Origin of the sequence: Methylobacterium sp. C1, from assembly GCF_001854385.1 — a bacterium.
GTDB lineage: Bacteria > Pseudomonadota > Alphaproteobacteria > Rhizobiales > Beijerinckiaceae > Methylobacterium > Methylobacterium radiotolerans.
Window position 1 is genome coordinate 4,775,519 of the sequence record NZ_CP017640.1, and the last position, 25,029, is coordinate 4,800,547.

Genomic DNA, 25,029 nt, shown 5'->3' on the forward strand with positions numbered 1-25,029 from the left:
TCAGAGGCTCTCGATCCAGTTGCGCAGGACGGCGCCGGGCGCGGGTTCGGGGCCGGTGTCCAGGCGCTGGGACGCGTCGCTCGGGATGAAGCCGAACCGGCGCTTGAACGCCCGCCGGAAGGTCCGCTCGTCCGAGAAGCCGACCGCGAAGGCGACCTGCGAGACGCGCAGGGGTTTGGGGGCATCGTCGCGCACGAGCATCCGCATCGCCGCCATGAGGCGGCGGTCGCGGATATACGCCACGATGCCGTTGGGGGCGAACAGCCGGTACAGGGTCGAGCGCGACAGGCCGAGCCGCGTCGCGATCAGGGCGGGCGTCAGCTTCGGGTTGCCGAGCTCCGCCTCGACCAGGCGGCGGACCCGGATCCGGACGTCCTGGTGCTGCGCGGGGCGCCCCTCCTCCTGCCCGCGCAGCCAGCTGGCGCAGAGCTGGGTGATCGCCGTCGAGGCCGCCAGGGCCTCGCGGCGGTCGAGGAGGTCGCCGCAGGCGACCACGTTGGCGACGAAGTTGTGGACCAGCCGCCCGAACGGGTCGCCGTCGTGGTCGAGGGGGCGGCCGTGCAGGGCGTCGGGGTGGCAGCCCTGCTTCTCCAGCAGGGCGCGGGGGATCACGACGTTCGTGGCGTCGACGGCGCCCGCCACGATGCGCACGGGCTGGGCGAGGTCGAAGACGATGCACTGGACCTCGTTCACGGGCCCGGTGCCCTGATCGGTCTCCACGCGGCTCTGCCCCCGCCGGTAGAACTGCAGCAGGATGTGGTCGAGGCCCTGCTGGCCGATCATCTCCCGGGTCCGCACGAGGGTGTGGGCCGGCGCCACAACGTCGCCGACCAGCAGGTCGCCGAGGTGGTAGCTGCGCATCGCGATCGGGACGGTGAGGTCGGTCTCCGGGCGGAAGCTCACGTCGAAGATCGGCGCGAGGTGATCCTGCCACGCCCGGCCGAGCGCCTCTCGATCCTCCGGCGGCTCGAACCGCAGGCAGGCGACCTCGCCGCCCGGCGCCTCACCCCCGGCCGGTGCCGCGTCCGGGTCCCGGTTTCTCTCTTCGGAAGACATACGTAGAGCCTGACACCTGCTGTGAGCACGACCGATGAAGAACGAGGGCCTGCCCCAAGTTGACGCGTGGCAACGCGGTCCGGTCATCCCGCACGTTAGCCGTGTCCACCCGGACAGTCCCCCTGTCTCCCGCCGACCTGAGCGGCTGTACACTGTCGTTTGTCGCGGCGGCGTGCGATTCGACGCGGGGGCCGCCGGATCGGGGCGCCGCGGGCGCAGCTTTCGGATCAATCCTGACACGCGAGCCGCCGGACGGTTCCTTCCGTCCCAGAATGGGGGTTTGCCGTACCAGAATGTCGCGCGCGGCCCCGACTGTGGCAGCCCTGCGATAGTCCGTTAAGGTCGCGTTTTCTATGCCCCTCGCAAAGTCCGAAACGGACATGGCGGGGGTCATTTCAGTGATTCAGAAGTATAGCGACGTAGAGAACACGACCGGATCCTGTGATCCGAGCACGGGCGCGGGCGGCGGAACGCGGCGGCGCGGTGCCGTGCGCCTGGGATTGCTGGTCGGCAGCTCGCTCGCGACGCTCGCGCTCGCGCTCGGACCTGTGGCGGCGCAGACCGTGCCGGCGCGCTCGCCTTCGACGTTCGATGCCTTTGGCGTTCCCCTGACCGCGGCGCAGTTCGACACGCCCGAATACAGGCGCGGTTGGGGCTTGGGAGCAATCAATGCTGCGACCGCGTATGCACGCGGCTTCACCGGTCTCGGCGTAACGGTTGCTGTCATCGACAGCGGCATCGATCGATACCATCCCGAATTTTTGGGGCAGCTGTCTTCGCTTTCTCGATCGATTGCCGGTGGGCAAATTTCACTTGATCTTACTGACGATGCTATCGGGCATGGCACGTTCGTGTCTGGTATAATCGCGGCTGCACGCAACAACGCAGGGATGATGGGCGTCGCATTCGACAGCAGATTACTATTCATCCGCAACCCACAAACCGCAACTGAAGTTACGGCCGCCATCGACTACGCAACTCAAAATGGCGCGCGTGTTCTAAATGGGAGCTATGGTTTTAATTTTAAAAATATAATCGAACCTGTTCCGAATCAAATGTACAATTACTCTGACCAATTGGTGCAATATGAGGCAATACAGAGAGGCGCCTCAAAGGATATGCTGTTTATATTTGCTGCCGGTAACGACCGATCTCTTCAGCCCAACTCAGCACAGAGTCCCAGCGATTCGGCCATTCTACCCTATATTAAACCAGCTAATTCTACAAGTGGTGTCTATCAATTTTACAATGAAGCAATAGGTATTAACCCCCGAAACGAGATAGATCAATATGGAAATATTAGATATGTCGAAAATCTAAACCCTAATCTGACCAAGATTGATCAGAGTGAAATCGATTTCTCAAGCGTTTCCGGATACATTGTAGCAGTAGTTGCTGTTGACGAGCAGCGTCATATAGCTTCATTTAGTAATTTCTGCGGCGTTGCAGCGGATTGGTGTATCTCTGCTCCTGGAGTAGATGTCGTTTCGACAAAGCCCGGAGGAATTTTTGCATCGGACGATGGTACATCGTATGCGGCGCCGTACGTGGCGGGTGCGGCCGCTGTTCTGCGTCAGGCATTCCCGTTCCTGACCGCGCCGCAGATTGCCCAGACGATGTTCACCACCGCCACCCATCTCGGTGACGGACCCGCGGATCGGCCGAACGATGTCTACGGCTGGGGCCTGCTCAACCTCGGCAAGGCCATCGACGGGCCTGGCCAGTTCACCTCCGACTGGACGGTCAACACTACCTACAACGGACAGGCCTATTACGGCCGCTTCGCCAACGACATCTCCGGAGTCGGCGGCCTGACCAAAGTCGGCCTCGGTACCCTCGAACTCGCCGGTAGGGACACCTATGCCGGACCGACCACCGTCGCCGGCGGTACCCTGTTCCTGTCTGCCACCGGCAGCTTGACCTCGCCGGTCTCTGTCCAGGGCGCCGGCACCTACATCAACGCCGGATGGACCCAGAGTACCGTCAGCAATGCCGGCCTCCTGATCAACACCGGCACCGTCTCCGGCGGAGTCGCCAATGCCGGCTTGGCGCTCAACACCGGCGCTATCGGCGGCGGCGTGACCAACACCGGCACGCTCGCCACCAGCGGCACCATCAGCGGCGGCCTGACCAATGCCGGCACCGTGCTCGCCAGCGCCGGCCGCATCGACGGCGCTATCGCCAACAATGCCGGCCTGCTCGCCGTGTCCGGGACCGTCACCAGCGCCGGCACCTTCGCCAACGCCGCCGGCGCGACCCTCGCCGTCACGGGCGGCGGCAGCTACAGCCTCGCCGGCCCCCTCGCCAATGCCGGCCTCGTCGCCGTCGCCCAGACCGCCAGCCTCACCGCCTCCGGCGGCCTCAGCAATGCCGGCCTCGTCGCCAGCGACGGCACCCTCACCACAGACCTGACCAACACCGGCGTCGCCCGCCTGTCCGGACAGTTCAACGGCACGCTCACCAACACCGGCCTCGTGCAGATCACCGGCCCGCTCGCCGGGCTCACCAGCCTGACCAACACCGGCGCCCTCGACCTCGGCGGCACCGCCTTCACGCTCACCGACCTCGCGGGTCCGGCCTCCGCGGTCCTCGGCAACGGCGCCCTCACGGTCTCCAACGCGGCCGCCTCCACCTACGCCGGCGCCATCCTGGAGACCGCCAGTCCGACCAGCCTGACTAAGGCCGGCCCCGGAACGCTCACGCTCACCGGCCTCGGCCTGTTCTCCGGCCCGACCACCGTCCAGGCCGGCACGCTGTCGCTCAACGGGCTCTGGGCCTCGCCGGTCACCGTCGCGGCCGCCGGCACCCTGCGCGGCATCGGCACCATCGCGGCCCCGGTCACGGTCGCCGGCGCCCTGCGGCCGGGCAACTCCCCCGGCACGCTCACCGTCCTCGGCCCGGTGGCGTTCAACCCCGGCAGCAGCCTCGGCCTCGACATCGACGGCCCGGGCACCGGCACCGGCGCCGGCAGCTACGCCCGCCTCCTGGCGCTCGGCCCGACCGGCACGGTCTCGGCCAGCGGCACCCTGGTGCCGGAGCTGCGCGGCATCACCGGCAACGCGGGCAACAGCTTCACCCCCGCGCTCGGCCAGCGCTTCGGCGTGCTCACCGCGCAAGCCGGGCTGTCGGGCTCGTTCACCGGGCTCGCCCAGCCGGCGGCGGGCCTGCCGGCGGGCACGCGCTTCGACGCGCTCTACGCCGCCACCGGCCTCGACCTCGTGGTCACCCCCGCCGCCTACGGCAACCTCGCCGGGCTCGGCCTCGCCCAGACCGGCAACGCCCGGGCCGTGGGCGCGGCGCTGGACCTCGCCCGCCCGGCCGCCGGCACGCGGCCGGACGCGGCGCGGGCGCGGGTGTACGACCCGCTCTACGCGGCCGACCCGGCGACCCTGCCGGGCGGCCTGGCGAGCCTGTCGGGCCAGAGCTACGGCGACGCGGTGATGACCGACCTCGCCGCGCGCCGGCTGCTCTCCGACACGATCGACCGGCACCAGCGCGGCCTGGGCGGCGGCGCGGGCGCGTTCAGCGCGGGCGATCCGGGCCCGGGCCCGAACCGGACGGCGCTGCAGGTGCGCGGCGGCGCCGGGGCGGCGGCGGCGCCGCTGGCGGTGGGCGAGGGCCGGGTCTGGGCCGACGCGCTGTACGGGTTCGGCGCGCGCGCTGGCGACCGGGCGGCCACGGGCGCCGGGTTCGACGCGGGCGGGCTGCTGATGGGCGTCGACCGTCAGGTCGGGGCGGACACCCAGGTGGGCGCGGCGTTCAGCTACCTGCGCGAGGGCGGCACGTCGCGGGGCGCGGGGCTGGGCCGGTTCACCACCGACAGCTACGGCGGCACGCTGTACGCCAGCACGCGGCTCGGCGCCGTGGTGCTGCGCGGCACGGCGGGGGTGTCGTACGCCGACGGCCGGGTCGACCGGACGGTGGCGCTGGGCACGGCGGTGTCGCAGGCGAGCGGGCTGTCGTCGGGCTGGAACGGCGGGGTGTCGGGCTTTGCCGGCTACACGCTGGCGGTGGGCCTGCCCGTCGACCTCGTCCCGGAGGTGGGCTTCAGCTACGATCGGCTGACGCGGGGCCGGGTGTCCGAGCGGGGCGGTCTGGTCAACCAGGGCTTCGGCGGCCAGGGGTTCGCGGTGGCGGATCTCGACGCGGCGCGCAGCCTGGTCGGCGGGCGCGTGACGAGCTGGGCGTTCGCGGGCGTCCCGGACCTGCGGCTGGAGGGCCGGGCGTACTGGGCGCACGAGCTGGCCGACACGGCGGCGCTGGTCCGGTCGAACCTGTTCGGGGCGGGGTTCCTGAGCCGGACGAGCGCGCTGGGGCGGGACGGCGCGGTCCTCGGGGTGAGCCTGACGGGCGCGGTCGCCGAGGGCGTGCAGCTGTCGGTAGGCTACACGGGCGACGTCCGCCCGGGCGCCACCGCGCAGGTGTTCACCGCCGGCCTCCAGGCCGCGTGGTGAGGAACGGCGCCGCCCATCCCCGGCCGGTGCCGGGCTCCGGAGGCGTGCATGGGCGGGAAAGACGGCCGGGATGAGCCGCCGATCGAGGCCGAGCCGGCGTCCCGCCGGCCCGGCCTCTTCCGTCGGTTGGTCGACGGTCTCGAAGCCGTCGAGCTGCTGGTCCAGGTCGGCCGGCTGCTCTGGTGGCTCCTGCGGGGCCTGTGGCTGCTCGCCGGCGCGATCGTGCGCCTCTTCGGGGATCGCTGACGGCCGCCACCCCGCCCGTGACGTCACCGCGGGATCGGGGTCAGCGCCCCCGCGATCCGCACGGGCGGCAGCGCAGGACGATGTGCCTGCGACGATGTTTCACGGGAAACATCCGGCGCGTCGCCGACCTCACACCGCCGGCGGGACCGGTCATCTCAGCCGAACAGGGCGCGCGCGACGATCTGCGGGTCGATCGGCTTCTGGCAGAGGGCCACGGCGCCGTGGAGCGACGGTACGGCGACCGGGTCGTAGCCGGTCGCGAACAGGAAGGGCACGCCGCGCGCGCGCAGCGCGTCGGCCACGGGGTAGACGAGCTCGTCCTGCAGGTTGATGTCCAGGACCGCGGCGTCGATCTCGGACGTGCCGGCGATCAGCGCCAGCGCCTCGTCGACGCTGGCGACAGGGCCCAGGACCTGGGCGCCGCCCTCCTCGAAGCCGGACTTGAGATCGACGGCGATGAAGTAATCGTCCTCGACCAGCAGGACCCGCCTGCCGGCCAGCGCGCGTGGTTTCGGAGTCATGCGGGGCTGCCTGCGGCTTCTCCCTCGGGGAGCGGGATGTTGATCGAGCAATGTAGCGCCGTTGCGCCGAGTTCGTAGCTGGTCGTCGCCTTCAGAGCGTAGGGCAGGGCGTGCTCGATCAGCTCCCGCCCGTAGCCGCCCCGCGGCACCGCGTCCGCCAGCTCCGGTCCGCGGACGAGGCCTTCCTCCACCCATTCCACCAGCAGCCGGCCGCCGCCATCGTCCGCCCTGTAGGTCCGCCACGTCACGCTCAGGCGCCCGTGCGCGGTGGTGAGCGCGCCGTATTTCAGCGCGTTGGTGGCGAGCTCGTGCAGGGCCAGCGCGAAGGTCTGCACCGTCGCCTTGCGCAGCCGCACCACCGGCCCGTGGAGCCGGATGCGCGCCTGCATGGCCGGAGCATCGAGGGCGGCGAGTTCCGTCTCGATCAGGGAGCGGAGCGTGATCGGCTCCTGGTCGGAGCGCGAGAGGAGGCCCTGAACCCGGGACAGGGCGGACAGGCGGTCGTTGAACCGCTGCCGGAACGTCTCGCCGGGCCCGGTCTGGGCCATCGTCTGCTTGGCGATGGAGCGCACGACGCCGAGCAGGTTGCGGGTCCGGTGCTGCAATTCGGCGACCATGACCTGCTGCCGCTCCTGAAGCTGGCGCAGATCGTCGATGTCGGTCGAGGTGCCGAGCCACTCGACGATCCGGCCCTGCGCGTCGCGGACCGGCGCGGCCCGGGTCTGGAACCAGCAGAAGCGGTCCTCGGCCGCGTTGCGGAGCCGGTGCTCGAAGGAGAGGTGGCCGCTCACCGGCGCCTCGCGCCACGCGGCCTCGGCGACCGCCTCATCGCCCGGATGGACCGCCTCCAGCCAGCCCCAGCCGAGGCTCGTCGCGTCGGTCTGCCCGGTATAGGCCTGCCATTGCGGGCTCGACCAGATGCAGGCTCCGTCGATCGCGGCGCGCCAGACGAGTTGCGGAATGCCCTGGGCGAGGGTGCGGAACAGCTCCTCGCTCGCGCGCAGGCGGCGCTCGGCCAGCACGCGCTCGGTGCTCTCGACCACGATGGCGATGACGCCGGCGGGGCGCCCGTCCTCGCCGAAGACCGGCGAATAGTCGAGATTCATCCAGACCCGCTCGGGCCGGCCGTAGCGGTGCAGGGTGAGTTCCTGGTCCTTGTACGACAGCGTCCCGCCGGCCAGGCCGACGCGCATGACGTTGTCGTTGAAGTCGGCGACCTCCGGCCAGCCCTCGCGCACCTTGGAGCCGAGGAGCGCGGGATGGCGCCCGCCCGCGAAGCTCGAATAGGCATCGTTGTAGATCATGATGCCGTCCTCGCCCCAGAGCAGCACGATCGGCACCGGCGATTGCAGCAGCGTGCTGACCGCGAAGACCAGGCTCCGCGGCCAGCCGGCGATGGGACCGAGCGGCGTCTCCGCCCAGTCGTAGGTCCGGACGAGGTCGGCGAGTTCGCTGCAGCCGGCCGAGAAGATGCAGGCCTCGCTCATGCGGTGACCGACTCGTGAGGCTCCAGCTCGGGCGAGCGCAGCGCGGATGCGGAAGCCCGTTCCGCGACCTGCCGAGTGGCCGTCCCGGCGGGCGGGTCACGCCCAGGCTACTACACCGCCCCCGTGCCCGGTAGGGGACCGGTCGGTGCCGACCCGGCCCGCCGAGTTCGGATGACCGAATCCCGCGCCCCGCAGCCTCCTCAGGCCGCGGCGCGCTCCACCGCCTCGGCGAGCTGGCTCGCGGCCGCGTCGCCCTCGTAGATCTCGTCCACCGCCTGCTTCAGCTTGGACGCGTCGTCGGTGCGGCCGAGGGCCTTGGCGTAGGCGGCCGCCGAGCCGAAGCCGGCGAGGCCGTAATGCGACATGCGCTGATACTGCGCGATGATCGCCACGTCGCGCAGACGGGGGTCGGGCGAGGCCGCCTTGATCCCGTGCTTCAGCGCCTCGGCGACGAGGCCCTCCATGCCCTTGCAGGGCTCCGGTCGGGGCTCGCCGCCATTGGCCCGGATCAGGCTCTTCAGCACGTCGGTGTGCTTCCGGATCCCGTCCACGGAGCGGTCGAGCATCCGCTTCAGGTTGGCGTCGCTGACCTGGCCGCCGAGTTCCTGCACGGCCCGGACCATCTGGTCGTTCGCCGACCAGAGATCCTGCATCTCGTCGAGATAGACCTCTTTCAGGCTGTCGGGTCCCGACATCGTCGCCTCCTGTGTCCGCGATGCCCGGCGAACCCGGGGGGCCGGGCGCTGTTCCGGGCCGCCGGACCGATCCGGCCCGGGCGCCGCCATGGACGGCCGCGGCCCCGCCGGGCTCCTCCGGCCGGGGACCGGTGCCAGCCCGGTGCCGGTCCGGCCCCTTCACCGAGGATGTCGTCGGGCCGGCCGAGGGCCTCTAGCCGCGGCCCGCGGGCTCCGGAAAGCGCCGGGCGAACCAGTCGCGCAGGATCTGCCGCTCGTAGTAGAGGCCGCCGGTGGAGAAGCGCGGGTTAGACGTCAGCAGGAAGTTGATGTCCGTCACCGTGTCCTCGCCCTGCGCGACGACGCGACCGCCGCGACGCAGGCTGTAGGCGAGGCGGATCCGCGGCGGCGTGGCGTCCGTCACGACCCGCAGGCCGGTCGGGGTCGCGAAGCCGGGCCGGTCGAAGCCGGCGAGGTCGACGTCGAGCACGGTGATGTCGAGGCGCTCATCCGGGCGGAGCCGCGCCGCGCCGAGATCCGTGAAGATCCGGGTCAACTCGGCCAGCGTGACCCGGAGCGGCTGCCCGGAGCCGAAGCGGTTCTCGGCATCGGTGAACCGGTCCGGCGCGGCGTAGCGCACGTTCACCTGTCCCCGTGCCTGAACCGGGGCCGCGGACGGCCCGGTCACCGACAGCAGGGTCGCGACCGCGAGCGTGGCCAATCCTGCGGCGAGACGCGTGCGCATACCGAACTCCTCTCCGCCCGATGCGGGCCCGCCCCCGGCAGGCCTGCCGGATGGAACCGCCCGAACGGAGCCCGGTATCCCAGGCCCCGCGCGCATGGACGGCTGCGACCGAATGGCTCCCGCGCGTTCATAGTCTCGCCGTGTTCCGGGCGCCTCGTAGCGTTCCCGGCCCGAGGGGCGAGCCGGTCATGGGAGTCCGACGCGCATGATGAACTCTGTTCTCGCGCTTCTCACCGTCGTGGCGGTGCTGGTGGTCACGGCGCTGTTCAAGCTGCCGCTCCTGCCGTTCCGCCTGATCGGCCGCCTTCTGCGGAGCCGCCCGGCGACGGCCTGACCGCGCCGCTCAGGCCGCCGCGTCGATGACGAACTCCATCCCGCGACCCGGTCCCTGATCGGAATAGTCGACGAGCGTCAGGCCGCGCTCGGCCAGGGTCGCCTCCACGGTGTCCCGCTCCCGGCGCACCATCTGACCCACCGCCAGCGGGGTCAGCCGGGGACTGGCGCGCCGCAAGCGGTCGACGCCGATATGGGCCGGCAGGCCCGCCTCCTCGGCGATCCGGGCCAGGGCGAGCCCCAGATCGCGCGCCTTGGTCTCGGCGGCGGATTTCGGCTTGAACGCCATCTGCTTCTCCTACTGCGCGGCCGCCGGTCTCAGGCGGCACGCCTGTCGACGCTCACGTCCGGGAAGGCCCGGATCCAGACCCGGCGCCCCTTGGCGTCGTAGACCTCGACCTGCCAGCCCGACCAGTCGAACCGTTCCACGACCCGCTCCATCAGCGCGAGCGCGACCCGTTCGGCGTGGGCGCGCACCTGCGCCGCGTTGGGAAACCGGCTGCCGCGCAGGTCGGTCACCAGCTCGTGGCCGTCCGTGCAGTGGAAACGGTAAAGCCGCGTCGGCATTGCGCTTCTCTCGATCAATCCACAGCACTCCACCGCGATCCGGAAACAGGGCGCATCGGCGATTGAACCCGCCGCATCGATGCGCTTTGTTCGTGATATGTTCTATACGGATTCGAGCGGCGATGCACCCTGATCCCGACGCGGCCCCTGCGGAGATTCGTCTCAGGGAGGCCGAGATGATCGCCGTCGCCTATCGTCGGGCGGCGCGGGGCGACGCGTGGACCGCCCTCGTCGCCGCCATCGCGGACGCGCTGGTCGATCTCGAGGCGCTGGAGCGGCGCCTCGCCCGGCAGGGGGGTCTGGTATCCCTGGGCTACGCCCGCGGCCGCACCGAGACGAGCGGAGGTCCGGGGCGGCGCCACGGAGGCCCGGGGGATTGAGCGCTCACCGGCGCTCACCGGCGCTCACCGGCGCCCGCGCGGCGGTCCGCGCCGGCGGCGGTGTCGCCGCCGGGCGGCGACAGGCCTGTCGGGGATCAGCGGTCCGAGCCGCCGCGCCGCGCCATGGCGCCGGGCTGGCCCAGGCCGATCGCCTTGGCGAGGGCGGAGCGCTGCTCGGCGTAGCCGGGGGCGACCATCGGATAGTCGGTCGGCAGGCCGTAGCTGTCGCGGTAGCTGCGCGGGTCCAGGCCGTGGCTGGCCAGATGGCGCTTCAGCGTCTTGTAGAGCTTGCCGTCGATGAAGCTGACGATCCCGTCGTGCCGGACCGACTTGCGGATCTGGGTCGCGCTCGGCTTCTCGACCTCGACCTGCGGAGCCGCGCCGGCCGCCGTCGGCGTCCCGGCGACGAGCCCGCTGATCGCGCCGTGCACCCGCACGATCAGCGCCGGCAGTTCCGCGGCCGGCACCGGATTGTTCGACACGTAGGCGGCGACAAGCTCGGCGGTCATCGCGGCCAAGGTGTTGGAAGTCTCATCGAAGGTCTCATTCATGATCGGACTTTCAGCAAGCGATTTACGTTCCTACGGTTTGGGCGCGGCAAGGGTTTAAACAGCGTAAATATAGAACGAAGACTCGACGAATATCTCGAGATTTTCCCGCGCCGCGCGGACGCCGCCGGGCGCGCGATCCGTCGCCCCGCCGCGTGGATCGCGGAGGATCTCGGCGCCCCGGTCGCGGGCGATCCGGATGCCGGCGCGACAGCCCCGGGCCATGCCGGCGAGCGCCGCCGGGCGTCCGCGGACGCCTCCGACGAGCGGCGCGTCCCGGCAGCGAACGCGATGGGCAGGTAGAGGGAATTCGAGCGCCTCAGCCGGCCCCGTATCCGCCCTTCCGGTTATCCGGCTGCGGCGCGGGCGGCCGGGTGTCGTAGCCGCCGCTCTCCGGCGCCGCGTCGGGTCCGGGATCCACGGGTCCCGGCGCGTGCGGACCGCTGCCGCCGGCGGCCGGGTCGGGCCGCTTCTCCGGGGCTAGCGGCCGGCCCGGCGGGACCGTTCCCAGGGCTTCGCGCGCGGCGTCGACATCCTGTCCCATCGGTCCCTCCCGACCGGCCTCGCGGCCCCTCGTGTAGGGAAGGCGGGTGGCCACCGCATGTTCCCCGGAGGACCGCCGCGCCGCCGGGCGCCGGGACCGCGGTGCGGGCCGACCCCGTCCGTCCCGGAGGATGCGGGCGCCTCCGGACCGACGGACCCCGGCGGGGCCCCGGTCAGGCGCGGCGTGCCGGGCGCTGGATCACCGCGGCCTCATTTCCGCTCGCCGGTGGGATTGGGCGTCGCCGAGGTGTCCGGCGCGACCGCCGGATTGACGGGCGTGACCTTCGACCACGTGGCCGCGATCGCCACGATGGCGAGCAGCAGGACGACGAAGATGCCGATGAGGGTGAGGCGCTTCATGTGGCGGGTCTGGGTCTTCCGTGCGGGGCCTGGAGGCGGGGAACGGCCGGGACGGCCGATCGATCCCGCCGCGGGCCGGATCCCGGCGCCGTCGCCGGGCCGCGCGGCCCCGACCGCTACGACCCCGCCGGACGCATTCGCGCCAGGGCAGCCGCCGCGTGCCGGGCCACCGCCTCGAGCCGGCGGACCGTCGCGTCGTCCGGGATGACCGAGGCGCACCAGTAGGCGCCGAGCGCGGCGACGGGCTCGGGCGAGCCGATCGGCACCATCACGAGGCTGCGCATCGAGGTCAGGCGGTAGAGGGCGACCGGCACCCGGGGATCGGACTCGATGTCCGGGATCACGAGGGTGGCGTCGTCCAGCATCGCGTGCCCCGAGATGCACGACGTCAGCGGGAACCTGCGGCCGCGCCACAGCGGCTCGATGGCGTCCTCGGCGGCGTAGAAGGAGGCGTCGCCCTCGCGCAGCACCACCGCGATCCCGTCGGATCCGGCGATCGCCCGTGCCGTCTCGCGAAGGATCGCGACCATCTCCTCCAGGGAGCAGGCGGTCGCCAGACGGCGACAGGCCAGAGCCAGACCCGAGGCAGGATCCAGGAAGCGTTCATCCATGGCGGACGCGGCGCGCGCACTCCGATCCAGCGAGCAACAGGGCGTGTGGGGCCGCCGCGCGACGTCGCCGTCACCCGAAATCAACCGGCGCTCGAGCCTGGCCAGCGCCGACACCGCGGGCAACAACCTGGATCAAGCGGCCCGCCGATGGCGAGCGGCCACGCGGAGATTGCAGGTCACCGCGCGGAGATGAGCGGAACCGGCCACCGCATATTGGCCGCCACGGCGAGACGCCGTGACAGAAGTCTCGAAATAGTTCCGCACCATTGGATCACGAGGCCGCGATGATGTGCTCCAGCGCACCTTCCGACCCACCGGCTCGGGACCCCCGCCGGCGCTGTTGCAACGATGCACTATCGCGCCGGCACATCCTGACGTCCTGTCCGCCCCGCACACATCCCGTCCAACGGGAGACAGAGGACCAGATGATCAAGAAGCTTCTTCTCGCGAGCGCCGCCACGGCCCTCCTGACCGGCGCCGCCTCGGCCGCCGACCTGCCGCGCCGCGCCGCCCCGCCGCCGGTGTTCACCCCCGTCCCGGTCTTCACCTGGACCGGCGCCTACTTCGGTATCAACGCCGGCTACGCCTTCGACGCCAGCGACCGCAACACCGGCAACACCTTCGCGGTGCCCTTCCCCTACGCCGCCCCCGGCACCGTCGCCTCCTTCCGCAACCGCAGCCAGGACGGCTTCTCCGGCGGTGGCCAGATCGGCTACAACTGGCAGATCACCCCGGGCTCCGGCGTCGTGATCGGCGTCGAGGCCGACGCCCAGTACCTCGACTTCGGCCGCAACCGGAACAACGCCTTCGTCTCCGGCGCCGTCGCCCCCGGCTACTACCTCACCGACCCGCGCGGCCTCTCCAGCCTCGACTTCTTCGGCACCGTGCGCGGCCGCCTCGGCTACGCCTTCGACCGCACCCTCGTGTACGGCACCGGCGGCTTCGCCTACGGCTCGGGCAGCGCCGACCGCTCCTTCGGCGGCTACGCCGGTAACGACAGCTTCCGCACCGGCTGGGCCGTCGGCGGCGGCATCGAGTACGCGCTCCCGACCGACTCGTTCCTGAACTTCTTCCGCTCCTCGGCCGTGACGCTGAAGGTGGAAGGCCTGTACGTGAACCTCGACCGCAACACCCGCAACCAGGGCGCGTTCGTCATCAACGCCGCCAACAACTTCCCGGTCGTCTACAGCGGCATCGGCCGCCGCTCCGACGAGTTCGCCGTCGTCCGCGCCGGCCTGAACTACAAGTTCGGCTCGTACTGAGACCACACCGCGACGGTCGCATCGCGACCGTCGCGGCGGACCGAACACGCACGGGGCCGCTTCCGAGAGGAGGCGGCCCCGTCGCCGTTCGGGCGGCCGGATCGCGGCCCGGCGCCGCCTCAGTAGCCCTTCCAGAGGCCGGGAGTGGCCAGCTCGAGCAGGTGCCCGTCCGGGTCGCGGAAGTAGACGCTGACGCCGCCCCGCGGCCAGCGGGTACGGCCCTCGACGGCCACGCCGGCGGCCGCGAGATGATCCTCCCAGGACGCGAGGGCGTCCGCGTCGATCGAGAACGCGATATGGGCCGGGCCGCGGCCGTCATGGGGCGGGATGAGACCGCCCGGCGTCTCGATCGGCTGCAGGGACCCGCCTTCCGGGAAGAGCAGGAGGACGCCGCGGCCGCCGACGTCGAAGGCGCGCATGCGGAAGTCGGTGAAGAGGCAGCGCAATCCCATCGTGTCGCGGTAGAAGGCCTCGGCGCGGTCGAGGTCCGCGACGTACAGCGCCGTCTCCAGGATGGCGTTGAGCTGGGGCACGGCGATCTCCCGGCGGCGACTCGGTCACGGCCCGCCGGCGACCGCGCCGGCGATCACCATCAGCAGGGCCTCGAGGTCGATCCGCCCCGAGATCCGCGCGTAGCCCGGCTCCGACAGGTCGACCTGCGGCGCGGGATCCTCCGCCTCGGCCTGGCGCGTCAGCTCCGCCAGGATGGCGTCCCGCAAGGCGTCGTCGAGCTTCATGGGTCCGGCTCCCGCTCATCGCCGCGCCCGGCCCGCGGGCCCCGATCCGGTCCGGATCGGCCCCGCGCCGGGCGACGGCTGTACCGGAGCCAACCGGCCGGTCCCGGCCTCGGTTCGCCGCCCGGCCGGGCTCAGACGGTCGACGGCCGCGGCGTGCCCTGGTCCGGACGCGGGGCGCGGCCCGGCACCAGCGACAGGGCGGCCGAGAGCAGGGCGAAGATCACCAGGGGCAGAAGGCTCAAGGTGAAGCTGCCGGTCCCGTCCTTGATCGCGCCGATCAGGTAGGGCCCGAGGAAGCCGCCGAGATTGCCGACCGCGTTGATGGCCGCGATGCTCGCCGCCGCCGTGGCGGGCGGCATCTGCTCGGTCGCGAGCGCCCAGAACGGGCCCTTGAGCATGTAGACGCCCATGGCGGCGATCGTCAGCGCCGCCACGACCGGGCCGAGCCCCGAGAGGACCGTGCCGCCCGCGAGCCCCAGCGCGAGGATCAGGAACGAGAGCGCGAGGTGCCAGCGCCGCTCGGCGGTCCGGTCGCTGTGCCGGCCCCAGAGGACCATCGCGAGGGACGCGAACCCGTACGGGATGCTGTTCAGGAGCCCGGTCTCGACGTTGCCGAGGCCGAAGCTCTTGACGATCTGCGGCGTCCAGAACGACAGCCCGTAGCTGCTCGCCGTCGAGCCGAAGTAGATGGCGGCGAAGAGGGCGAGCCGCCGGTCGCGCAGGATGTCCCAGAGCGGCGGCTTCGCGGGCTGGCCGCGGCGGGTGTTGCGCGCGGCCTCGGCCCGGAGCTGCCGCTCCAGCCAGTCCCGCTCGGCCGCCGGCAGCCACGCCGCGTCCCGCGGCCCGTCCGGCAGGAACCACAGCACCGCCACGGCCAGGAACACCGCCGGCAGGCCCTCGAGGATGAACAGCCACTGCCAGCCGGCGAGGCCGAGCCCCGTCACGTTGAGCAGCGCGCCGGAGATCGGCGAGCCGAGGAACGACGAGATCGGGATCGAGATCATGAAGATCCCGATGATCCGCGCCCGGTAGGCGGAGGGGAACCAGTAGGTGAGATAGAGGATGACGCCGGGGAAGAAGCCGGCCTCGGCGAGCCCCAGCAGGAAGCGCAGGCCGATGAACGACCACGGCCCCTGCACCAGCGCCATGGCGGCGGAGATCAGCCCCCAGGTCGCCATGATCCGGGCGATCCACAGCCGCGCCCCGAAGCGCTCCAGCATCAGGTTGCTGGGGATCTCCATCAGGAAGTAGCCGAGGAAGAAGATGCCGGCGCCCCAGCCGAACACGGTCGCCGACAGGCCGACATCGTGGTTCATCTGGATCGCCGCGAAGCCGACATTCACGCGGTCCAGGAAGGAGACGAAGTAGGCGAGGATCAGGAACGGCACGAGCCGCCAGCCGATCCTGCGCATCGCCGAGCGTTCCAGGGCGGCCTCGTCCAAGGAGCCTGTCATCGGGCCTATCCTCGCGGCGTGTCTCGGGGTCAGGCCGGCCCCCGCGGGGGTCCGGGTCGATCCAGGTCACGTCTCCGGGTCAGGGCCGGGCCCGCGCGGGGCGGGACGGCGCCGGGCGCCGCCGCGCGGGCGGGCGGCGGGCAGGCGCGGCGTCTCGGGCTTCCTCGCGGGCCGGTCATCTCTGGTCGTGACCTGTGCCGACCCTGCTTAACCCGCGGCCGCCGCGGCTGGGAAGCGCCGCCGGGCTTCAACGGCGCGGATCTGTCGAGGGGGCGGCGAAGCGACCCGGGGCAGCCCGGCATCCGCGGGCGCGGTGCCGCTGGACTGCTTCGCTGCGCCCGCAACGACGGGCGGCGCGGGCGTCTCTCGACCGCTCGCACCGCCTACAGACCTCGCCCTCAGGCCTTCTTGACGTTCCAGAACACCGGCACGCCGTCGAGGACACCGGTCAGGGACGGCTTGTACGAGGTCTGGTTGAAGTACTGCCCGAGGGGCAGGTAGGGCAGGTCGACGAAGGCCTGCTGCTGGAGCTCGCCCGCGAGCCGCTTGCGCGCGGCGGTGTCCGGGGCGTCCAGCCACTGGTCCCGCAGGGCCTCGATCTTCTCGCTGGTGGGCCAGCCGATCGCGGCGCTCTGGCCCGTCCCGCGCAGGAAGGCGCTGACCGCCGGATTCGCCTGGTCGAGCCCGGCCCAGAAGGTGCAGAAGGCGCTCCAGCCGCCCTGGGCGACCGGCTCCTTCTTGGCGCGCCGCTGCACCACCGACCCCCAGTCCATGACCTGATAGTCGACGTTGAAGCCGGCGCGGGTGAGCATGTCGGCCGCCACGTCGGCGAGCGCCTTCAGGCTCGGGAAGTCCGAGGCGCCCATCAGCACCACCTTCTCGCCCTTGTAGCCCGCCGCCGCCAGCGCCGCCTTGGCGCCCGCGTAGTCGCGCTTGCGCGTCAGGACGTCGAGGCCGACATCGCTCGCCATGGGCAGGCCCGGGCAGAAGAAGCCGGTCGGCACGTGGATCAGCTTGGGATCGGTCCCGGTCACCGCCTGCATGAAGTCGGTCTGGTCGACGACCTTCAGCAGCACCTGCCGGATCGCCGGATTGTCGAAGGGCGGCTGGAGCTGGTTCATCCGCAGGCAGCCGATCAGGCCGGTCGGATCGGTGATCCGCGTCGTCAGGCCGCCGAGGGTCGGGACGAGATCGGCCGGCGGCTGCTCCCACCAGTCCATCTCGCCCGTCTGCATGGCCGAGGCGGCGGTGGCCTGATCGGGGATGACGTGCCACTCGACCCGGTCGACGAAGGCGCGCTTCGGGCCCGAGGTCCATTGCGGCTCGCCGCCCTCGCGGGGGACGTAGCCGGCAAAGCGCTCGTAGACCACCCGGGCGCCGACCACGCGCTCGTCCGCCTTGAAGCGGAACGGGCCGCTGCCGACCATCTCGGTCACCTGCGTGAACGGGTCGGTCCTGGCGAGACGCTCCGGCATGATGGCGCAGATCGAGGAGCCGACCTTGCCCAGCGCGTCCGGCAGGAGCGCGAAGGGCTTCTTCAGCCGGAACTGGATCGTCCGGTCGTCCGGGGCCGAGAGCTCGTCCGTGTAGGCCATGAGGGTCTGGCCCATCGCGTCGCGCTTGCCCCAGCGCGCGACGCTCGCGACGCAGTCGCGGGCCAGCACCGGGCTGCCGTCGTGGAAGGTCAGCCCGGGCCGCAGGGTGAGGCGCCACAGCTTGCCGTCGTTCTCCACCGTGTGGCCCGCCACCATCTGCGGCTGGGCGGCGTAGCCGGCATCGGTGCCGTAGAGCGTGTCGAAGACGGCGAGCCCGTGGTTCCGGGTGACGTAGGCGGTCGTCCAGATCGGATCGAGCACCGTCAGGTCGGCCTGCGGGATGAACTTGAGCGTCCGGGCGGCGCCGCCCTGCGCCAGGGCCGGTGCCGCGAGGGCGGCGCCCGACAGGGCCATGAAGGATCGTCTGTTCAGCATGCCGACTCGCCCAAGCGTTGCAGTCCCGCAGAGGTTAGCACGTGGCGGGCCAAGCGCGTCACGGGCGCGTCACGGGCGCGCCGGTCAGCGTGCCGCCGCCAGATCCTGCACGAGGGTCAGGACGCGGCGGCGAAGCTCGGGATCATCGATGCGCCTGTAGGCGTGCAGCAGGGCGTCGGCCTCGTCGGCACGCCCGCCGGCGACGGCGGCGCCGCGCTCCGCACCCTGCGGGCCGTACAGGGAGGCGGCCGGAACCTGCAGCGCCTCGGCGATCCGCTGCAGCAGCCGCCCGGCCCCCGGCGCGTGCGGCGGGGCGGAGCGCTGGAACAGGTCGTCCTCCGGCGCCGCATCCCCGGAGGATCTGCCCCGGACAGGTGATTTCGATCCCATCGGCGGTCAGGCTCTGGCGCGCGGGCTGGCTTGAGCATTCATAATACAGAAGACCATCGGCACGCGAGTGGCCAGCACGCAACAGTTGCATAAATGCGTCAAAGAACTCTTGAGGTTGCAGCTACCGTCCCCGTAGACCGACCGGCTCGGAACCGCACACGCCCATCGCCATGCCCAAGACCCGCGCGCCCGTCGGTCAGACCTGCATCGAAGCCTTCCAGATCGCGCTCGATTCCGCCGACATGATCGGGCACTGGGCGTGGGATCCCGCGACGGACCGCGTGCGGGTCGACGCCCTGGTGGCGCTCCTGTTCAAGGTCGACCCGACCGAGGCGGAAGCCGGGATCCCGATGGCACACTACGAGGCGGCCATCCACGCCGACGACCGCGACCGCGTCGTCGGCTTGGTCCGCCGCAGCGTCGCGGCGGGGAGCTCCTACGTCGCCGAGTACCGGGTGATCTCCGTCGACGGCCGGACGCGCTGGGTCCTGGCGCGCGGCCGCTTCACCAGCGACCGTGACGGCCGGCCGACGGGCGGGCGCGGGATCCTCGTGGACATTACAGCGCTGCGCGCGGGCGAGGAGACCGGCGGCGCGGCCGCGCCCGGCACCGGCGAGACGCCCCTGGACCGGGCGGTCGAGCACGCCCTCGCCGCGCAGCGGGCCCTCGCGGCGCTGGGCGATCCGGCCCTGAAGGCCGAGGCGGACGCGCTGCTGATGGCGCTGGGGCGGCGGCTGGCCCGGCGGCAGGTCGCCGAGCGGCGCCGGCTCCTGAACTGAAGCTTGACCGCGGCGGAGCGGCGGCAAACACTGGAGCCGCACCGACAGTGATCGGCCTTTTTCCGTGCAAAGCGGGGACGAACAAGCTTTCGTCAAGATAACGACTTTATTGGCGGCGAGCAGGTGCGGGACCGGATGCCGGCAGCGGCGTTGCCGGAGCCCCGTCCTCACCCGAGCGTGCCGCGCGCGCGCCGTTGCCGTCCGAACCCCGGCGGGATTCGGATTTCCGGGATCGTCGTCATGCATTTCACCGTCACCGCACGCCTGTCCGCGCGCCGGTTCGCCTACCAGCACGCCTCGGTCCTGACCGCCCTGGATCAGGGCATGAGCCTGATCGCGGCCGGCATGGCCGAGGTGACGATCACGGACGGCAGCGGCGAGGCCCGGACGCCGGCCGCGCTGTACCAGTCCCTGTTCGGAGCGCCCGGTCCCCTGCGGCGCCACCCGGCACACGGGCAGGCACACGGGCAGGCGCGGGCCGCCTGATCGCGAGAGACCTGATCGCGCGGCGCCCGTCCCGCAACAGATCACCCCGTGCCCGGGCGGTGCTCGGGCGTACACGACTTCCGTTTCACGACCCGAGGCCTGGAAAGGACCGCGGCCGATCTCGACTAAAGAGAAATTCGACCAGTACGACGTCGTCTTTCTGGACAACGGCCGAGATCAGGCTTAACCTCGGTGTGTTCGTGCCGCCGAAGTGCGGGCTCGAATGCTTCCGAGGATCATCTTACATGAAGCGCCGCAGCGCGCGACCGTTCATGGTCGAAGTCAAGCAGACTCGTTCGGCCCGCACAACGCTGACTGCCACCGAGGCGCGACCGCGCCCGGACAAGATCCTGTGGCCAGAACTGGCGCAGGCTGCCCTCGAGCCGCCCGCGCCCGCGCCCGCCCCCCAGGCGGCGCCGGCGCCGCGCCCGGAGCGGAAGGTGCCGGACGCACCGGTGCGCCGCGTCCTGCCGAGCCTCATGCCGATGTTCGATGTCCCGGTCGAGCCGGTCGTCGAAGCCGCCGGCGATGCCGTGACGGAACCCGCCGCCGAGACCGTCCCGGCGCCGCGGGCGCGGCGCGGACGGCCGCGCGCGGCCGCGCGGGACGCGCTCCCGCAGGGGCCGACGGCACCGCCGCCGCGCCCGGCCGCGCCGCCCGCCCCACTGCCGGCTCCGCCCGTGGACGAGGCGCCCGCCGGCATCCCGCCGGCCGCGACGGGCCAGGCGACGGGCCAAGCGACCGGTCAGGGGCCGTCGCCGCGGTCGACGGCAGGACGGCGGACGAACGAGCTGCGGCTCGGCGAGCGCTGGAAGCGGCGCCTTCCGCAGTTCATGCGCTGACGGCCCGGTCGCGTCCGCCGCGGCCCGCCGCGGCCCGAATCGTCAGGTGAAGAACGGCCTGAAGTTCTCGAGCCATCCGCGCAGCCAGGCCTCGCAGCCCTGCCGGGCGCCCTCGGCGTCCTGGCCGTGGCCCCAGATGTCCTCGGCCAGCGGGCTCCACCAAGTCCAGAACCGGCTCGATCCGTCGTAGGCGCAGATCCCCACGACGACCGCCCCGACCCGGCCGACGAAGCGCGGGAGCGGCACGCCGGCAGTCTCGTCCTGCGTCCAGGTGATCAGGGTCCGGGGCATCCCGTTAGAACGGCGGGTGTCCCCGGATGTTCAACCGGGCGGACCCGCCGGACGCGGCGCGGATCTAGGCTGCCTGCCGCTCCGGCATCGGTCCGGCGGCCAGCCGCGAGTTGCGGTAGCGCGCGTCGTCGGTGACCTCGCGCTCGACCCACGGGGGGAGCACCATCGGCTGGTCCTCGCGCTCCAGTTCGATCTCGGCCAGGATCAGGCCCGCGAGTTCCCCGCCGAACACGTCGACGTCCCACATCGCCCCGGCATGCGCGACCCGGTAGCGGGTCTTCTCGAGCCGCCGGTCCGGCGGCACCGTAGCGAGGAGCGCCGCGCCGTCCTCCGGCGCGATGGCGAACTCGATCTCGTCCCGGCTGGCGCCGCGGCGCGGGCTCTTCCACGTGATGAGCGCGCGCTCACCGGCCCGGCGGATCCGGATTGTGTTGGCCGCGTCGGTGAAGAGATAGCCCTGAACCAGGGGCGTCCCCGCCCGGCACAGCGCCAGAACCGACGGGTTCGCGATGAACTTGCGCTCGATCTCGACAGCCATGCCGCGCCTCGTGGACGGTTGCCGCGTCAGCCTTCGCCGACAAGCCGGCCCGAGACAAGCCGGCAGGCGGGGATGAGCACAGCGTTACAGGCATGGCTCGGTGCCAATGCGCGTGGGCTGCAATGCGATCCTGTTAAACTTATGTAAAAGCGTGAGGAGTCCGTCGCTTGCACAAGCATCATCAGAAATCCCGCCCCCCTCCATCCCCGAGGTCACCGCTGAAGACGGCATCCAAGCGGCCGAATTTGAAGAAGCTGCTCCGGAAGGCGCAGGTCAAACCGCTCAAGCAGGTGGCGGCCCTGCCGTTTCGCGTCGGCGCGGACGGACGGATCGAGGTTCTGCTGATCACCTCGCGGGACACGGGGCGCTGGATCATCCCGAAGGGCTGGCCGATGGCTGGCCGCAAGGCCCATCAGGCCGCCGAGCGGGAGGCCTACGAGGAGGCGGGGCTCGAGGGGCAGATCGCCGCCAACCCGGTCGGCCGGTATCACTACCAGAAGCGCTTCGATCACGGCCGCGCCTTCCCCTGCATGGTGCGCGTCTACCCGCTTCGGGTCGAGGCCCAGCACGAGCGCTGGCCGGAACAGGCCCAGCGCACGCTGCGATGGTTCCCGCCCGAGGAGGCGGCGCGCCTCGTCCACGAGGACGAGCTCCAAGAACTCCTGACGGATTTCGCGACGCGGCCGGTCGAGATTCGCGGCGAGCGCGGCTGACCGGCGCGGGCGGCCCGTCGCGGCGCCCGTGAGAGCCGGGCCAGCATCGCGAGGCCGATCGGCGCCCGGGCGCGATGCAACTTCTGATTAGTATCCGCAGGTTAAGGTTCCCGCCGTCGAAGATGGGCGGGGCACCTCGATGTATCGCGCGTTCGCTTGCCTGACCGAGGAACATACCGGTTGGGTGGTCGCCCTGGCCGCCTGCGTGTGCTGGATCTCCTGCGCGGTCGCCCTCAAGCTCGAGCAGCGCGTCCAGGTCCGCGCCGACGGGTACGGGCCGGTCTGGCTCCTGGCGTCGGGCTTCTCGATCGGGGCCGGGATCTGGAGCACGCACTTCATCGGCATGCTGGGCTACGATCCCGGCGTGGTGCTGGGCTACGAGCCGCGCACGACCCTGCTCTCGCTGATCGTCGCGATCGCGGCCGCCACCGTGGCGTTCCTGTTCGCCCGGGCCATGCCGTCGCGCTGGGCCGGGGCGGGGGCCGGGCTCGCGCTCGGGATCGGCATCGCCTGCATGCACTTCCTCGGCATCGCCGGCGTGCGGCTGCCGGGGCACTTCACCTGGGACCCGGCCCTGGCCGCCACGGCGATCGCGGCGGGCTGCGGGCTCGCGGCCGCCGGCATGGCCATCCATGTCGGGCGCGCGGGCGCGCGGGCCCGGCTCGCGGCCGCGACCGTCCTGACCCTCGCCATCGCGGTCCTGCACTTCCTGGCCATGGCGGCCGCCCGCGTGGTGCCGGACCCGGCCCTGGCGGTCCCGCAGCTCGGCCTCGCCCGCGGCGTCCTGGCCGCCGGCATCGCCGGCATGATGGCGGTGATCCTGGCCTTCGCGGCGCTGACGCTGATGCTGGACCATCTGCGCCGGATCAACGTCGCCCTGGCCCGGCAGGGCCGCATGCTGCGCGAGAAGACCCTGCTGCTCGACGCCACCCTCGACAGCATGGACCAGGGCCTCATCATGGTCGACGCGGGCGGCGTGGTGCGGGTGTGCAACGAGCGGGCACTGGCGCTCCTCGACCTGCCGCGGGCGATGATGCAGGCGCGGCCGAGCTACCGGGCGGTGCTGCGCCACGAGGCGAGCCGCCGCGAGCGCCGGCGCCCGGACCGCTCGATCCGGACCTGGATCGAGCGCGGCGAGGCCGGGCAGACGCAGGTTCACGAGCGGGCGCGGCCGAACGGCCTCGTGCTGGAGGTCCGCACCGTGCCCCTGGCGGATGGCGGCTTCGTGCGGACCTTCACCGACATCACCAAGCGGAAGGCCGCGGAGGCGGAGGTGGCGCGCCTCGCCCGCCACGACGTGCTCACCGGCCTGCCGAACCGGGCGCTGTTCCACGAGACCCTCGAACGCAGCCTCGCCGACATCGTCCAGCGCGGCGGCGCCTGCGCGGTCCTGTACCTCGACCTCGACGGCTTCAAGAGCGTGAACGACAGCCTCGGCCACCAGGCCGGGGACGAGCTCCTCCGGCGCGTGGCGGCCGGCCTGCGGGGAATCGCCGGGGACGGGGCCGTGGCCCGGCTCGGGGGCGACGAGTTCGCCGTGCTCTCCGCCGGCGGCGCGGCCGAGGCCGGCGCCCTGGCCGAGCGCCTCATCGCGCTGTTCGACAGCCCGTTCAGCGTGGGCGGGCACCGCGTCGGCGTCGGCCTGAGCGTCGGCATCGCGCTGGCGCCCGAGCACGGGACCGACGCCGAGCCCCTGTACCGCCGCGCCGACCTCGCCCTCTACCGGGCCAAGGCCGAGGGCCGCGGCACGTACCGGATCTTCACCCCCGCCATGGACGAGGAGGCCGAGGAGCGGCGGGTGCTCGAGCGCGACCTGCGCCAGGCCCTCGACGACAACACCCTGGGCCTGCACTACCAGCCGCAGGTCGACGGCCACACGGGGGCGCTCGTCGGGTTCGAGGCGCTGCTGCGCTGGACCCACCCGGTGCGCGGCAGCGTCTCGCCGAACCTGTTCGTGCCCCTCGCCGAGGAGACCGGCCTGATCGTGGCGCTCGGCGACTGGGTGCTGCGCGAGGCCTGCCGCGAGGCGGCGCAGTGGGCGCAGCCCCTGAAGGTCGCCGTCAACCTCTCGCCCCGCCAGTTCCAGAAGCCGGACCTGCCCGAGACCGTCCTGGCGATCCTGGCGGAGACCGGCCTGTCGCCGGACCGCCTGGAGCTGGAGGTCACCGAGAGCATCATCATCAACGACATGGCGCGGGCCGTGGGCATCCTCCGCCGCCTGAAGAGCTACGGCATCCGGATCAGCATGGACGATTTCGGGACCGGCTACGCGTCGCTCGCGACCCTCCAGGCCTTCCCGTTCGACAAGCTCAAGATCGACCGCTCCTTCGTGGCGCAGCTCGGGACCGGGCCGCAGGCCGCCGTGATCGTGCGGGCCGTGCTCAGCCTCGGCCGCAGCCTCGGCATGGGCGTCGTCGCGGAGGGCGTCGAGACCCACGCGCAGATGAAGTTCCTGACCGAGGAGGCCTGCGGCGAGATGCAGGGCTACCTGTTCGGCAGGCCGCGCCCGATCACCGATTACGCCGCCGCGGTCGGCGGTCCCGCCGGGGCCTCCGGGGCCTCCGGGGCCACCGCCCCGGCCGAGCCGGCCTTCGCGGCCGCCGGCTGAGCGGGAGCGCCCCGCCGCCGCGGCCGGGAACCCGCCGGAACCCTCCGACGTTGGCCCCGCAGATTGGATCACTTCTAAGGTCCAAGCTCTCGTCCCTCGCCGGGACGGCCCCCGGGCCGCCGGCCTCACAGGAGCCTGACCATGAACGCCAAGTGCGAGACCTGCCGGTTCTTCGACGAGCACAAGGGCAACGGCGCCGTCGCGCAGAACGATGCCGGCCTGTGCCGCTTCAACCCGCCGGTCAGCCAGCCCGCGCCCGAGTCGAAGGGCCTGTGGCCGGTGGTCGCCGCCCAGGACTGGTGCGGCCACTACACCGCCGAGATGACCGCGGCCGAGTAGGCCGGGCCTCAGCGCGACGATCGGGGCCGGCCTTCGGGTCGGCCCTTTCGTTTGGGCGCCCCGGCGCGGCCTGCCCCCTTATTCGTGCCCCGGCC

Annotated in this window: 30 protein-coding genes; 11 read left to right on the forward strand and 19 right to left on the reverse strand. The window is 71.9% G+C overall.

Going from position 1 to position 25,029, the window contains the following annotated elements; translation table 11 throughout:
* Entirely contained in the window at positions 1–1,056 is a 1,056-nt protein-coding gene (locus BKE41_RS22135; protein ID WP_071000118.1) for a helix-turn-helix domain-containing protein, read from the reverse strand.
* 403 nt (positions 1,057–1,459) lie between these two features.
* On the reverse strand, positions 1,460–1,795 hold the full coding sequence (locus tag BKE41_RS32235; RefSeq protein ID WP_245295988.1) for a hypothetical protein: 336 nt from the start codon (positions 1,793–1,795) through the stop codon (positions 1,460–1,462).
* A gap of 22 nt (positions 1,796–1,817) precedes the next feature.
* On the opposite strand from BKE41_RS32235, the gene BKE41_RS22140 reads away from it, so the two are divergent.
* Together BKE41_RS22140 and BKE41_RS22145 are read left to right on the forward strand one after the other, a co-directional pair.
* Positions 1,818–5,510 (forward strand): S8 family serine peptidase, encoded by a 3,693-nt coding sequence (locus BKE41_RS22140; protein ID WP_245295980.1) that lies wholly within the window; start codon positions 1,818–1,820, stop codon positions 5,508–5,510.
* A gap of 48 nt (positions 5,511–5,558) precedes the next feature.
* The gene (locus BKE41_RS22145) at positions 5,559–5,756 is read left to right on the forward strand and encodes a hypothetical protein (RefSeq protein ID WP_024828895.1); all 198 of its coding nucleotides are present in this window, start codon (positions 5,559–5,561) and stop codon (positions 5,754–5,756) included.
* A 155-nt stretch (positions 5,757–5,911) separates the two neighbouring features.
* Here BKE41_RS22145 and BKE41_RS22150 read toward each other — a convergent pair whose 3' ends face one another.
* From BKE41_RS22150 to BKE41_RS22165, 4 genes are all read right to left on the reverse strand, one after another.
* Entirely contained in the window at positions 5,912–6,277 is a 366-nt protein-coding gene (locus BKE41_RS22150; RefSeq protein WP_012321155.1) for a response regulator, read from the reverse strand.
* On the reverse strand, positions 6,274–7,764 hold the full coding sequence (locus BKE41_RS22155) for an HWE histidine kinase domain-containing protein (protein WP_029361269.1): 1,491 nt from the start codon (positions 7,762–7,764) through the stop codon (positions 6,274–6,276). Before BKE41_RS22155 ends, BKE41_RS22150 begins: the two co-directional genes overlap by 4 nt.
* Before the next feature lie 200 nt (positions 7,765–7,964).
* The gene (locus BKE41_RS22160; RefSeq protein ID WP_071000120.1) at positions 7,965–8,459 is read right to left on the reverse strand and encodes a ferritin-like domain-containing protein; all 495 of its coding nucleotides are present in this window, start codon (positions 8,457–8,459) and stop codon (positions 7,965–7,967) included.
* 193 nt (positions 8,460–8,652) lie between these two features.
* Positions 8,653–9,183, reverse strand: coding sequence for a DUF3016 domain-containing protein (locus BKE41_RS22165; protein WP_024828892.1), 531 nt, complete (start codon positions 9,181–9,183; stop codon positions 8,653–8,655).
* Positions 9,184–9,388: 205 nt separating this feature from the next.
* Here BKE41_RS22165 and BKE41_RS32490 point away from each other — a divergent pair, with 205 nt between their 5' ends.
* Positions 9,389–9,517, forward strand: coding sequence for a hypothetical protein (locus tag BKE41_RS32490; RefSeq protein ID WP_012321159.1), 129 nt, complete (start codon positions 9,389–9,391; stop codon positions 9,515–9,517).
* A gap of 9 nt (positions 9,518–9,526) precedes the next feature.
* Here BKE41_RS32490 and BKE41_RS22170 read toward each other — a convergent pair whose 3' ends face one another.
* Together BKE41_RS22170 and BKE41_RS22175 are read right to left on the reverse strand one after the other, a co-directional pair.
* Entirely contained in the window at positions 9,527–9,805 is a 279-nt protein-coding gene (locus BKE41_RS22170; RefSeq protein ID WP_012321160.1) for a hypothetical protein, read from the reverse strand.
* A 29-nt stretch (positions 9,806–9,834) separates the two neighbouring features.
* Complete coding sequence (locus tag BKE41_RS22175) at positions 9,835–10,083, reverse strand: hypothetical protein (RefSeq protein WP_012321161.1); 249 nt, start codon at positions 10,081–10,083, stop codon at positions 9,835–9,837.
* Between the two features lie 176 nt (positions 10,084–10,259).
* Between BKE41_RS22175 and BKE41_RS22180 the strand changes: the two genes are divergently transcribed.
* The gene (locus tag BKE41_RS22180; protein ID WP_308631011.1) at positions 10,260–10,463 is read left to right on the forward strand and encodes a hypothetical protein; all 204 of its coding nucleotides are present in this window, start codon (positions 10,260–10,262) and stop codon (positions 10,461–10,463) included.
* Positions 10,464–10,558: 95 nt separating this feature from the next.
* On the opposite strand, the gene BKE41_RS22185 is transcribed toward BKE41_RS22180, so the two are convergent.
* From BKE41_RS22185 to BKE41_RS22195, 4 genes are all read right to left on the reverse strand, one after another.
* Positions 10,559–11,014: a MucR family transcriptional regulator gene (locus BKE41_RS22185; RefSeq protein ID WP_012321163.1), complete on the reverse strand. Its 456-nt coding sequence runs from the start codon at positions 11,012–11,014 to the stop codon at positions 10,559–10,561.
* 316 nt (positions 11,015–11,330) lie between these two features.
* Positions 11,331–11,555: a hypothetical protein gene (locus BKE41_RS22190; RefSeq protein ID WP_012321165.1), complete on the reverse strand. Its 225-nt coding sequence runs from the start codon at positions 11,553–11,555 to the stop codon at positions 11,331–11,333.
* 209 nt (positions 11,556–11,764) lie between these two features.
* Positions 11,765–11,914, reverse strand: coding sequence for a hypothetical protein (locus BKE41_RS31735; RefSeq protein WP_012321166.1), 150 nt, complete (start codon positions 11,912–11,914; stop codon positions 11,765–11,767).
* 116 nt (positions 11,915–12,030) lie between these two features.
* Positions 12,031–12,525 (reverse strand): GAF domain-containing protein, encoded by a 495-nt coding sequence (locus BKE41_RS22195; protein ID WP_053622247.1) that lies wholly within the window; start codon positions 12,523–12,525, stop codon positions 12,031–12,033.
* Positions 12,526–12,950: 425 nt separating this feature from the next.
* Between BKE41_RS22195 and BKE41_RS22200 the strand changes: the two genes are divergently transcribed.
* Positions 12,951–13,787: a porin family protein gene (locus BKE41_RS22200; protein ID WP_012321168.1), complete on the forward strand. Its 837-nt coding sequence runs from the start codon at positions 12,951–12,953 to the stop codon at positions 13,785–13,787.
* A 119-nt stretch (positions 13,788–13,906) separates the two neighbouring features.
* Here BKE41_RS22200 and BKE41_RS22205 read toward each other — a convergent pair whose 3' ends face one another.
* The 5 genes from BKE41_RS22205 to BKE41_RS22225 form a co-directional block, all read right to left on the reverse strand.
* Positions 13,907–14,320, reverse strand: coding sequence for a VOC family protein (locus tag BKE41_RS22205; RefSeq protein WP_012321169.1), 414 nt, complete (start codon positions 14,318–14,320; stop codon positions 13,907–13,909).
* Positions 14,321–14,344: 24 nt separating this feature from the next.
* Positions 14,345–14,524: a hypothetical protein gene (locus BKE41_RS22210; RefSeq protein ID WP_012321170.1), complete on the reverse strand. Its 180-nt coding sequence runs from the start codon at positions 14,522–14,524 to the stop codon at positions 14,345–14,347.
* A 131-nt stretch (positions 14,525–14,655) separates the two neighbouring features.
* Positions 14,656–15,978 (reverse strand): MFS transporter, encoded by a 1,323-nt coding sequence (locus BKE41_RS22215; RefSeq protein WP_012321171.1) that lies wholly within the window; start codon positions 15,976–15,978, stop codon positions 14,656–14,658.
* A 398-nt stretch (positions 15,979–16,376) separates the two neighbouring features.
* Positions 16,377–17,948 carry an ABC transporter substrate-binding protein gene (locus BKE41_RS22220; RefSeq protein WP_043074531.1) on the reverse strand — a complete coding sequence of 524 codons (1,572 nt, stop codon included), beginning with the start codon at positions 17,946–17,948 and terminating at the stop codon, positions 16,377–16,379.
* A gap of 84 nt (positions 17,949–18,032) precedes the next feature.
* The gene (locus BKE41_RS22225) at positions 18,033–18,338 is read right to left on the reverse strand and encodes a hypothetical protein (RefSeq protein WP_012321173.1); all 306 of its coding nucleotides are present in this window, start codon (positions 18,336–18,338) and stop codon (positions 18,033–18,035) included.
* 170 nt (positions 18,339–18,508) lie between these two features.
* Here BKE41_RS22225 and BKE41_RS22230 point away from each other — a divergent pair, with 170 nt between their 5' ends.
* The 3 genes from BKE41_RS22230 (at position 18,509) to BKE41_RS22240 (ending at position 20,445) form a co-directional block, all read left to right on the forward strand.
* Positions 18,509–19,117, forward strand: a complete 609-nt coding sequence (locus tag BKE41_RS22230; protein WP_012321174.1) for a PAS domain-containing protein — start codon at positions 18,509–18,511, stop codon at positions 19,115–19,117.
* A gap of 240 nt (positions 19,118–19,357) precedes the next feature.
* Positions 19,358–19,603, forward strand: a complete 246-nt coding sequence (locus tag BKE41_RS22235) for a hypothetical protein (protein ID WP_012321175.1) — start codon at positions 19,358–19,360, stop codon at positions 19,601–19,603.
* A gap of 245 nt (positions 19,604–19,848) precedes the next feature.
* The gene (locus tag BKE41_RS22240; protein WP_012321176.1) at positions 19,849–20,445 is read left to right on the forward strand and encodes a hypothetical protein; all 597 of its coding nucleotides are present in this window, start codon (positions 19,849–19,851) and stop codon (positions 20,443–20,445) included.
* Between the two features lie 42 nt (positions 20,446–20,487).
* Here BKE41_RS22240 and BKE41_RS22245 read toward each other — a convergent pair whose 3' ends face one another.
* Positions 20,488–20,736 (reverse strand): hypothetical protein, encoded by a 249-nt coding sequence (locus BKE41_RS22245; RefSeq protein ID WP_012321177.1) that lies wholly within the window; start codon positions 20,734–20,736, stop codon positions 20,488–20,490.
* 64 nt (positions 20,737–20,800) lie between these two features.
* Complete coding sequence (locus BKE41_RS22250) at positions 20,801–21,274, reverse strand: CYTH domain-containing protein (RefSeq protein WP_071000121.1); 474 nt, start codon at positions 21,272–21,274, stop codon at positions 20,801–20,803.
* Between the two features lie 245 nt (positions 21,275–21,519).
* Here BKE41_RS22250 and BKE41_RS22255 point away from each other — a divergent pair, with 245 nt between their 5' ends.
* The 3 genes from BKE41_RS22255 to BKE41_RS22265 all read left to right on the forward strand — a co-directional run bounded on the left by BKE41_RS22255 (position 21,520) and on the right by BKE41_RS22265 (position 24,934).
* Positions 21,520–21,987, forward strand: coding sequence for an NUDIX hydrolase (locus tag BKE41_RS22255; protein ID WP_024828885.1), 468 nt, complete (start codon positions 21,520–21,522; stop codon positions 21,985–21,987).
* A 139-nt stretch (positions 21,988–22,126) separates the two neighbouring features.
* Positions 22,127–24,595, forward strand: coding sequence for an EAL domain-containing protein (locus tag BKE41_RS32495; RefSeq protein ID WP_053622615.1), 2,469 nt, complete (start codon positions 22,127–22,129; stop codon positions 24,593–24,595).
* A gap of 141 nt (positions 24,596–24,736) precedes the next feature.
* Positions 24,737–24,934, forward strand: a complete 198-nt coding sequence (locus BKE41_RS22265) for a hypothetical protein (RefSeq protein ID WP_012321181.1) — start codon at positions 24,737–24,739, stop codon at positions 24,932–24,934.
* Positions 24,935–25,029 lie beyond the last annotated feature (95 nt).

Coding starts and splice junctions, on each gene's coding strand:
- BKE41_RS22135 (WP_071000118.1), bottom strand. CDS start 1,056: ATGTCTTCCGAAGAGAGAAACCGGGACCCGGACGCGGCACCGGCCGGG.
- BKE41_RS32235 (WP_245295988.1), bottom strand. CDS start 1,795: ATGCCGCTGTCGATGACAGCAACCGTTACGCCGAGACCGGTGAAGCCG.
- BKE41_RS22145 (WP_024828895.1), top strand. CDS start 5,559: ATGGGCGGGAAAGACGGCCGGGATGAGCCGCCGATCGAGGCCGAGCCG.
- BKE41_RS22150 (WP_012321155.1), bottom strand. CDS start 6,277: ATGACTCCGAAACCACGCGCGCTGGCCGGCAGGCGGGTCCTGCTGGTC.
- BKE41_RS22155 (WP_029361269.1), bottom strand. CDS start 7,764: ATGAGCGAGGCCTGCATCTTCTCGGCCGGCTGCAGCGAACTCGCCGAC.
- BKE41_RS22160 (WP_071000120.1), bottom strand. CDS start 8,459: ATGTCGGGACCCGACAGCCTGAAAGAGGTCTATCTCGACGAGATGCAG.
- BKE41_RS22165 (WP_024828892.1), bottom strand. CDS start 9,183: ATGCGCACGCGTCTCGCCGCAGGATTGGCCACGCTCGCGGTCGCGACC.
- BKE41_RS32490 (WP_012321159.1), top strand. CDS start 9,389: ATGATGAACTCTGTTCTCGCGCTTCTCACCGTCGTGGCGGTGCTGGTG.
- BKE41_RS22170 (WP_012321160.1), bottom strand. CDS start 9,805: ATGGCGTTCAAGCCGAAATCCGCCGCCGAGACCAAGGCGCGCGATCTG.
- BKE41_RS22175 (WP_012321161.1), bottom strand. CDS start 10,083: ATGCCGACGCGGCTTTACCGTTTCCACTGCACGGACGGCCACGAGCTG.
- BKE41_RS22180 (WP_308631011.1), top strand. CDS start 10,260: ATGATCGCCGTCGCCTATCGTCGGGCGGCGCGGGGCGACGCGTGGACC.
- BKE41_RS22185 (WP_012321163.1), bottom strand. CDS start 11,014: ATGAATGAGACCTTCGATGAGACTTCCAACACCTTGGCCGCGATGACC.
- BKE41_RS22190 (WP_012321165.1), bottom strand. CDS start 11,555: ATGGGACAGGATGTCGACGCCGCGCGCGAAGCCCTGGGAACGGTCCCG.
- BKE41_RS31735 (WP_012321166.1), bottom strand. CDS start 11,914: ATGAAGCGCCTCACCCTCATCGGCATCTTCGTCGTCCTGCTGCTCGCC.
- BKE41_RS22195 (WP_053622247.1), bottom strand. CDS start 12,525: ATGGATGAACGCTTCCTGGATCCTGCCTCGGGTCTGGCTCTGGCCTGT.
- BKE41_RS22200 (WP_012321168.1), top strand. CDS start 12,951: ATGATCAAGAAGCTTCTTCTCGCGAGCGCCGCCACGGCCCTCCTGACC.
- BKE41_RS22210 (WP_012321170.1), bottom strand. CDS start 14,524: ATGAAGCTCGACGACGCCTTGCGGGACGCCATCCTGGCGGAGCTGACG.
- BKE41_RS22215 (WP_012321171.1), bottom strand. CDS start 15,978: ATGACAGGCTCCTTGGACGAGGCCGCCCTGGAACGCTCGGCGATGCGC.
- BKE41_RS22220 (WP_043074531.1), bottom strand. CDS start 17,948: ATGCTGAACAGACGATCCTTCATGGCCCTGTCGGGCGCCGCCCTCGCG.
- BKE41_RS22225 (WP_012321173.1), bottom strand. CDS start 18,338: ATGGGATCGAAATCACCTGTCCGGGGCAGATCCTCCGGGGATGCGGCG.
- BKE41_RS22230 (WP_012321174.1), top strand. CDS start 18,509: ATGCCCAAGACCCGCGCGCCCGTCGGTCAGACCTGCATCGAAGCCTTC.
- BKE41_RS22235 (WP_012321175.1), top strand. CDS start 19,358: ATGCATTTCACCGTCACCGCACGCCTGTCCGCGCGCCGGTTCGCCTAC.
- BKE41_RS22240 (WP_012321176.1), top strand. CDS start 19,849: ATGAAGCGCCGCAGCGCGCGACCGTTCATGGTCGAAGTCAAGCAGACT.
- BKE41_RS22245 (WP_012321177.1), bottom strand. CDS start 20,736: ATGCCCCGGACCCTGATCACCTGGACGCAGGACGAGACTGCCGGCGTG.
- BKE41_RS22250 (WP_071000121.1), bottom strand. CDS start 21,274: ATGGCTGTCGAGATCGAGCGCAAGTTCATCGCGAACCCGTCGGTTCTG.
- BKE41_RS32495 (WP_053622615.1), top strand. CDS start 22,127: ATGTATCGCGCGTTCGCTTGCCTGACCGAGGAACATACCGGTTGGGTG.
- BKE41_RS22265 (WP_012321181.1), top strand. CDS start 24,737: ATGAACGCCAAGTGCGAGACCTGCCGGTTCTTCGACGAGCACAAGGGC.